Source organism: Ancrocorticia sp. (assembly GCF_052089425.1).
Classification (GTDB): domain Bacteria; phylum Actinomycetota; class Actinomycetes; order Actinomycetales; family Actinomycetaceae; genus Ancrocorticia.
The window spans coordinates 1-6,663 of sequence record NZ_JBQCZW010000064.1 but is presented as its reverse complement, the minus strand read 5'-3'; the positions used below and the strand labels follow the sequence as shown (position 1 = coordinate 6,663).

General features: G+C 62.6%; 7 protein-coding genes. All 7 read left to right on the top strand.

All coding sequences use genetic code 11. The annotated features are described in order from the left end of the window. Positions 1–528: zinc-dependent metalloprotease (locus ACTHV6_RS11715; RefSeq protein WP_441387794.1), on the top strand; the 528-nt coding region annotated here is incomplete at its 5' end. Further along, entirely contained in the window at positions 525–1,601 is a 1,077-nt protein-coding gene (tilS, locus tag ACTHV6_RS11710) for a tRNA lysidine(34) synthetase TilS (RefSeq protein WP_441387792.1), read from the top strand. The genes ACTHV6_RS11715 and tilS, both read left to right, overlap by 4 nt. Further along, a complete protein-coding gene (gene hpt / locus ACTHV6_RS11705) occupies positions 1,588–2,142 on the top strand; it encodes a hypoxanthine phosphoribosyltransferase (protein WP_441387799.1) in 555 nt (184 codons plus the stop codon). The genes tilS and hpt overlap by 14 nt, the downstream gene beginning before the upstream one ends. A gap of 72 nt (positions 2,143–2,214) precedes the next feature. Next, positions 2,215–4,185 carry an ATP-dependent zinc metalloprotease FtsH gene (ftsH, locus tag ACTHV6_RS11700; protein ID WP_441387797.1) on the top strand — a complete coding sequence of 657 codons (1,971 nt, stop codon included), beginning with the start codon at positions 2,215–2,217 and terminating at the stop codon, positions 4,183–4,185. Between the two features lie 29 nt (positions 4,186–4,214). Beyond that, entirely contained in the window at positions 4,215–4,778 is a 564-nt protein-coding gene (folE, locus tag ACTHV6_RS11695; RefSeq protein WP_441387795.1) for a GTP cyclohydrolase I FolE, read from the top strand. An 8-nt stretch (positions 4,779–4,786) separates the two neighbouring features. After that, positions 4,787–5,671: a dihydropteroate synthase gene (gene folP / locus ACTHV6_RS11690; RefSeq protein ID WP_441387790.1), complete on the top strand. Its 885-nt coding sequence runs from the start codon at positions 4,787–4,789 to the stop codon at positions 5,669–5,671. Further along, entirely contained in the window at positions 5,664–6,503 is an 840-nt protein-coding gene (gene folK, locus ACTHV6_RS11685) for a 2-amino-4-hydroxy-6-hydroxymethyldihydropteridine diphosphokinase (protein ID WP_441387789.1), read from the top strand. Before folP ends, folK begins: the two co-directional genes overlap by 8 nt. Positions 6,504–6,663 lie beyond the last annotated feature (160 nt).

Genomic DNA, 6,663 nt, shown 5'->3' with positions numbered 1-6,663 from the left:
GCGCCGAACATCGTGGCGTTTGGCCGAGCCTACGATCTGGTTCCGGGGGATCTTGCCCTGTGGGTGTGCGTGCATGAACTCACTCACGCGGCCCAGTTTGCGCAGGCGCCGTGGTTGCGCGACTATGTGATTTCGCGCGTCACTCCGCTCCTGAACGCCACCGATTCCTCCGATTTCTCCTTGGAGGAAGGCCCCGGAGGTGAACTGACCGCCCTCATGAGCCTCCTTGAGGGGCATGCCGAATACGTCATGAACGATGTGTCCCGCCAGATGATCCCGTCTCTGACGAAGCTCAAGGGGGCGATGACCACACGCCGGGCGGAAACTAATCCGCTGAAAACTCTGGTCTACAAGCTCACCGGAATGGACCTGAAAATGGCGCAGTATGCCACGGGCAACGCCTTCGTCCGCGGAGTGATTGCGGAGGCAGGCACCGAGGGATTCAACCAGATCTGGGCCGATCCGCTCAACGCCCCGTCGCTTGCTGAGCTCTCCTCCCCACTTTCATGGGTACATCGCGTCCTATGAGCGGGCCGCATCCGGCCACCGCCGCCGCGCGCCGGGCCGTCCGCGATACGTTGAATCAGGCAGATATTGGCGCGGGATCGCGCCTCCTTCTGGCCGTGTCCGGCGGGTCCGATTCGATGGCGCTCGCGGCCGCCGCACTGTTTGTGAGCCGCCACGACGGCCTACTGATCGATACCATCACCGTGGATCACGGCCTCCGCCCCGAATCGGTGGATGAGGCCCGCGCCGTGGCCGCCCAGCTCGAAAACATGGGCGTGAGCCGGGCGCATGTTGCCCGCGTGAATGGCGCGGATGCCGCGGCCACCGCGGGCCCGGAAGGGACCGCCCGGGCGGCAAGATACGCCGCGATTGCACATCAAGCACAGGAGGGCACCGCAGCCGTTCTGCTCGGACACACCGCAGATGATCAGGCCGAAACGGTCCTGCTGGGCTTGGCCCGTGGTTCTGGCGCCCGCTCCATTCGCGGCATGCTCCCCATCGGCCCGCTTCCCGAGTATCCGGGTATTCGCGCCCTGCGCCCCCTGCTTGGCATGCGCCGCGCGGATTTACGCGCCGGCCTCACCTCCGCCGGCATCGCGTGGTGGGATGACCCGACGAACGAACCCACCTCGCCGTGGCGCGCCAAGGACGGAACCCAACTCCGGCGTAGCGCCGTCCGTTCGCACGCATTACGCGCGTTGGAAGAGGATCTGGGATCCGGCGTCGTCAAAAATCTTGCCCGTACGGCCCAACTACTTCAGGCCGACGACGAAGCGCTCACCTCGTGGGCCACTCGCGAACGTGAGGGGTTGGGACGTGAGCCGGATATCAAAAAGTTACGTGGGTTGCCTGCGGCCGTACGTACGCGGATTTTGCGGGCGTTGGCGTTGGAGGCGGGCGCGCGGGCCGGCGAATTGGTGGGATGGCACATCGATCATCTGGACGAATTGGTGACCGGTCCAGGAGGCGCACGTAGCATTGATCTGCCGGGCGTCCGTGCAGTGCAATCGGGCGGGCGGATCACGTTTGAGGGACTAGGCTTAGACCGGAGCCGTAACGATGAAAATGGAAAGGGCCGTGATGGACGCGACTGATATGCCGGGCGATCTCGAGAAGGTACTACTCACCGAGGAGCAGCTTGACACGAAGCTTGACGAAATGGCGCGCGAAATCGATCGGGCGTACGGCGATGAGAACATCTTGGTGGTGGGCGTGCTGCGCGGCGCTGTCATGGTGGTTGCCGATCTAGTGCGCAAGCTCCACGCACCTGTCACGATGGACTGGATGGCCGTGTCATCCTACGGTAGCGGCACTAAATCCTCCGGCGTGGTGCGGATTCTGAAGGATCTGGACACCGATGTGACGGACCGTGAGGTGCTGATCGTTGAGGACATCATCGATTCGGGGCTCACCCTTTCGTGGCTGAAATCCAACCTTGAATCGCGCGGCGCCAAATCCGTACGCATCGCCACGATGCTGCGCAAGCCCGAGGCCGCCAAGGTAGAAATTCAGGTGGATTTCCCCGGCTTCGATATCCCGAACGAATTCGTGGTGGGGTATGGCTTGGATTATGCGGAGAACTACCGCCACCTGCCGTTCATTGGCACGCTGGCTCCGCACGTGTACGGAGGATAAATGAGCGAGAGTGCCCCGGAACCCGCTGCGCCCGCGCAGCAGGAGGGCCCTGGCAAAGGCGGACATCGCCGCATGAACTGGATCATCGGTGGCGTAGTTGCTGCCGTGATTGTGGCGATTGGCTTGGGAGTGTGGGCGTTCCTGAGCGCCGAGCGTTTCAACTCCGTGACCACATCGGAGGGTATCGAGTTGCTTGAAGGCAACACGGTGGATCGGGTGGAGCTGACGGAGGGAAGCCAGCGCCTCAGGTTGTGGTTGAGCGAGCCCACCACCACGATGGACAAGGACGGAAAGACCAGCGATGCCGGTGATCTCGTGGAGTTCCGCTACGTGCGCCCGCAAGCCGAACAGGTGGCCGATCTGGTGGCCGATGCCCAGCCTGAGTTGGGTTACGATTCTCAGGTTCCTCAAGAATCCGTGTGGGGAGCGATGCTCACCATGCTCATCCCGCTGGTCATCATCTTCGGGGTTTTCCTGTACTTCTTCCCCAAGATCCAGTCCGGTGCCGGCGGATTCGGAAAGGCGCGGGACCGCTCGAAGATCTCCGGGGACCATCCGGGTGTCACGTTCGCGGATGTTGCCGGTGAAGCTGAGGCGGTTGCCGAGCTACGGGAGATCACTGAGTTCTTAACGGCCCCGGAGCGCTTCCACGCGATGGGCGCGAAGATTCCGCGAGGCGTTCTGCTATATGGTCCGCCAGGAACGGGAAAGACGCTGCTGGCGCGAGCAGTGGCAGGAGAAGCAGGCGTTCCCTTCTACTCGATCTCCGCCTCCGAGTTTGTGGAGATGTACGTAGGTGTTGGGGCTTCGCGCGTGCGCAAACTGTTCGATCAGGCCAAGCAGCATGCACCAGCGATCGTGTTCGTGGATGAAATTGACGCTGTGGGGCGCGGGCGCGGGATCGGAACCGGAGGCGGTAACGATGAACGGGAACAGACCCTCAACCAGCTGCTCGTGGAGCTAGACGGCTTTGACGAGCGTTCAAACGTTATCCTTATTGCCGCCACCAACCGGCCGGACGTGCTGGATCCGGCGCTACTGCGCCCGGGAAGATTTGACCGGCAAATCGCGGTTGACGCCCCAGATCTCATCGGGCGCGAAGGCATTTTGGCCGTGCACGCAGTGGGCAAACCCTTAGATGATTCCGTTGATCTTGTGGCGATCGCACGCCGTACCCCCGGGTTTACGGGCGCCGATCTGGCCAACGTGCTCAACGAGGCGGCGCTGCTGGCGGCGCGCGTGGGCTCCGCGAAGATCACCGATGAGCACATTGATGAGGCCATCGATCGCGTGGTGGCAGGGCCCCAACGCGAATCGCGGGCTATGAACGCTGAAGACAAGAGGATGACGGCCTACCACGAAGGTGGGCACGCGCTTGTTGCTGCGGCGCTCAGGCATACCGATCCCGTCACCAAGGTGACGATCCTGCCGCGGGGGAGCGCACTCGGGTACACGATGGTCATGCCCACCGAGGATCGCTACTCCGTATCACGCAACCAGTTGCTCGATCAGATGGCCTATGCCATGGGCGGGCGCGTGGCGGAAGAAATCGTGTTCCACGATCCCTCCACCGGGGCATCGAACGATATTCAGAAGGCCACCGCAGTTGCCCGCAAGATGGTGACCGAATACGGGATGACCTCCGCGGTGGGCGCGGTGCGCTTGGTTGCGGACCAAGCTGCCGGTGTGGCGGTGGCCGGTGGAGCGAGTTCCGGGGACGGGGTGCGTGAACATTCGGACGCCCTAACGGACGCCGTGGATCAACAGGTGCGCGGGCTCATTGATGCCGCACATGGCGAAGCATGGCGCATACTCGAAGCTAACCGCGATGTTTTGGACATTCTGGCCAGCCGGCTGTTGGATAAGGAAACCGTTCTTGAAGCTGAGCTGGCCCAGATATTCACGGGGTTGACCAAGGCCCCAGCGCGTGAGCGTTGGCTTTCGGGCCCGAATCGAGTGAGTGACGATCGCCCGCCCGTCCCCATCCCCGTTCAGGATCTTGTGGCTGAGGGAAAGCATGTGCAAGAAGAGGAGCAGGAATGAGTGAGGTAATTTCCTACGGTGGAGCAGGCGTGACATACGATGAAGCGGGCGTGGAAAAGGCGATCCGCGATCTCCTGATCGCCGTGGGCGAGGATCCCGATCGTGATGGCCTGAAGGACACGCCTTCGCGCATGGCACGCGCCTACAGGGAAATGTTCGCCGGGCTGTACACGGATCCCGCCGAGGTTCTCAGCGCACAGTTCGATATCGGGCACGGCGAGATGGTGCTAGTGAAGGACATTCCCATGTATTCCATGTGTGAGCATCACCTGTTGCCGTTCCACGGCGTAGCACACGTGGCTTACATCCCCGGCAAGGACGGAAAGGTGACCGGGCTGTCCAAGATCGCCCGACTTGTGGAAGGCTACGCGCGCCGCCCACAAGTTCAGGAGCGCCTGACCACCCAGGTGGCGGACGCTCTGGTGGGTTCGCTGGGGGCCAGAGGCGTGATCGTGGTGATCGAGGCCGAACACCTGTGCATGTCCATGCGAGGGGTGCGTAAACCGGGTTCACGTACCATTACCTCAGCGGTTCGTGGCATTATGAGGAATCAGGCCACACGTTCGGAGGCGATGAGCCTCATCAACTCGTAGGGGGAGATATGGCTGCTTGGACCAATCTTCGTGAGCCACATGGCACGTACGTCATGGGGATCTTGAACGTGACGCCCGATTCCTTCTCGGATGGTGGATCGTGGCTCGATTTGGATGCGGCGGTGGCTAGGGGCTACCGGCTGATGAATCAGGGGGCCGATATTATCGATGTGGGTGGTGAATCCACGCGGCCCGGTGCCGCCCCACTCAGCTCTCGCGAGGAATGGGACAGGATCGGTGCCGTTGTCCGTTCGCTTTCTCAGGCTGGCATTCCTGTATCTGTGGATACCTATCATGCCCACACCGCGCGCCTAGCGGTGGAGGCTGGCGCCGCCATCATTAATGATGTGACAGGGGGCGCGGGCGATCCCTCGATGTTCTCCACGGTGGCCGGGCTTCGGTGCCTGTACGTTCTTCAACACACCCGCGGCATGCCACAGAACATGAATACTTTGGCCAGCTACTCCTGCGTTCCTGACGAGGTGGCTACGGAGCTTTCCGATTCGATCACCCGAGCCCTAGGCGCAGGAATCAGCCGCGATCGGATCATCGTGGATCCGGGCTTCGGGTTCGCCAAGGATGCCGATCACAACTGGGATCTGGCCGCACACATGGAGGCCGTTGAGGCGTTGGGCCAGCCGATCCTCGTTGGAGTTTCCCGGAAACGCTTCCTCGCGGATGTTGCCTCCGGACCCTCTCCGGCTGCGCGTGACGATGCCACCGCCGCCCTCACCAGTTACTTTGCCTCGCGGGGCGTGTGGGGAGTGCGCGTGCACGAGGTGGCCGCGTCCAAGGCGGCCGTTCTGACCGCCGAAAAACTGCGGGAAGCAGGTGCCTTCGAAAAAGCGGGGGCAACACCGGGCGCCGATTCCAGTGATTGCCCTCATGACTGACGTTGTTCGCATTGAGGGAGTCAGGGTACTGGGTACGCACGGGGTGCTTCCCGAGGAACGGACCTACCAACAACCCTTCGTCGTCGATATCAATGCGGACGTGGAAACCTCGCGGGCCGCGCATACCGATTCCGTGGGCCACACGATTTCTTACGCGGACGCCGCGGCAGATGCGGTGAGCGTGATCGCGGGTGAATCCGTGAACCTCATCGAAACGCTGGCGGAACGGATTGCCGCGAAGGTGTTGGCGCGCGGTGCGCTGTCCGTGACCGTCACGGTCCACAAGCCCGAAGCCCCGGTGGGCACGGAATTCGCGGACGCCAGCGTGCAGATCACGCGCCAATCTCCTGTCACCAATGCGGATGCCGGAATTCGTCACGCCGTGCTTGGGATCGGCGCAAATCTTGGCGATACTCACGCGGCGCTGGACTGGGCCGTTGAGCAGATTAGCGCCTTGGATGTGCATGTGGATGCCGTCTCGGACTTTGTGGGTACGGCGCCCGTTCTGGCCCCGGGTCAGGCCGCCCAACCCGATTACCTCAACGCCGTCCTCACGCTAGACACGGTGCTATCTCCCTACCAACTGCTAGCCGAACTTCAGCGAATCGAGGTTCGCGGCGGGCGCGTGCGCCACGAGCGTTGGGGTGCGCGATTATTGGACATCGATATCGTTGATTTTGATGGGATCGCTTGGGATTCCGAACGCCTTACTCTCCCGCATCCACGCGCCGCCGAACGCCTGTTCGTGTTAGAGCCGTGGCACTCCATCGAACCGGAGGCCACGCTGGCTGGCCGCCCCATCGCGGACATCGCCGCAACGCTGGCCCCGTGAAGATCCCCGAACACCTCGCGTGGTTGGCAGCCGGTGCGCTGCTGGGAATGATCGCGGGGTTTGTTGCGGCCCTCATCGATGCCTTGCCGCCGTTCCCGGCAGCCACGGCGTTCGTTCCACTCATCGTTGCCGGTGGCCTCATGTGGTGGGCGTGGCAGGT

Bases quoted from the DNA above. Each gene is read 5' to 3' on its own strand.
- tilS (WP_441387792.1), top strand. From the start codon at position 525: ATGAGCGGGCCGCATCCGGCCACCGCCGCCGCGCGCCGGGCCGTCCGC.
- hpt (WP_441387799.1), top strand. From the start codon at position 1,588: ATGGACGCGACTGATATGCCGGGCGATCTCGAGAAGGTACTACTCACC.
- ftsH (WP_441387797.1), top strand. From the start codon at position 2,215: ATGAACTGGATCATCGGTGGCGTAGTTGCTGCCGTGATTGTGGCGATT.
- folP (WP_441387790.1), top strand. From the start codon at position 4,787: ATGGCTGCTTGGACCAATCTTCGTGAGCCACATGGCACGTACGTCATG.
- folK (WP_441387789.1), top strand. From the start codon at position 5,664: ATGACTGACGTTGTTCGCATTGAGGGAGTCAGGGTACTGGGTACGCAC.